This is a genomic window from Roseibium sp. AWQ4_290, assembly GCF_056160985.1.
Map to the genome: position 1 here is coordinate 1 of NZ_JBSWYG010000052.1, position 995 is coordinate 995.

The 995-nt window shown below is 58.2% G+C and carries 1 protein-coding gene; it reads left to right on the forward strand.

What is annotated here, in order from left to right; genetic code table 11:
* Positions 1-149: 149 nt before the first annotated feature.
* Positions 150-995, forward strand: an 846-nt coding sequence (tnpC, locus tag ACXAH0_RS25085; protein ID WP_475196007.1) for an IS66 family transposase, incomplete at its 3' end; no start/stop codon positions are given.

Here is a 995-nt window from a genome sequence, read left to right on the forward strand (position 1 = left end):
GGCACAGCTGTCGATGCTGCTTGAGGGGATAGACTGGCGTATGCCCGCCCGTACATGGACACCGCTGACGAGCGGATAGCGACATAAATACAGAGACTTAATCCGCTTTTTCCTTTCAGCCTTTGACTGCATTCGGTATAAATGCAGCCATGCTGAAGGACTTGGACATCACACCTGACGATCCGGCTGAATTGAAAGCCGTGAACCGGCTTCTTGCCGACGAAGTCAAGGCCCTGAGCCTGAAGGTCGAGCAGCTTCAGCATCAGCTTCATGGGGCGCACCGGAACCGGTTCGGCTCCAAATCGGAAAGCCTCGATCAGCTCAATCTGAGCCTTGCCGAGGAAGAGGCCATTGGTGTAGCTGCTGATCAGCAAAACATGCCGGATTCCGCCTCGGTGGATGCTCTTCCCGGACAGGCCAAACGCCAGCACAGCCGCAAGCCGCTACCGGACCATCTTGAGCGCAATGACACGATCTTGATGCCGGGCGAAGCCTGCCTTAAGTGTGGCGGCAAGCTGAAGACACTGGGTGAGGACATTACCGAAGAACTGGAATATGTGCCGGGCCGGTTTGTCGTGAACCGTATTGTCAGACCGCGCCTATCCTGTTCTTGCTGCGAGAGGATTGTTCAGGCGCCCTTGCCATCGCGTCCGATTGAGCGTGGACGGCCGGGAGCGGGACTTTTGGCGCATGTTTTGGTTTCCAAATACGCGGACCACCTTCCACTTTACCGCCAGTCGCAGATCTTTGGCCGGGAAGGACTTGATCTGGACCGCTCGACATTGGCCGATTGGGTGGGGCGCTCCACTGCCTTGCTTGAACCCTTGGCAAATGCCATCGGTCGGCTGGTCCGGCAAGGCGACGCGCTGTTTGCCGATGATACCCCGGTCAAGCTTCAGGCGCCGGGAACGAAGAAAACCAAAACCGCCCGGATCTGGGCCTATGTGCGGGATGAACGCCCTTGGGCCGGGTCTTCTGCACCGCTGGCGTGGTAC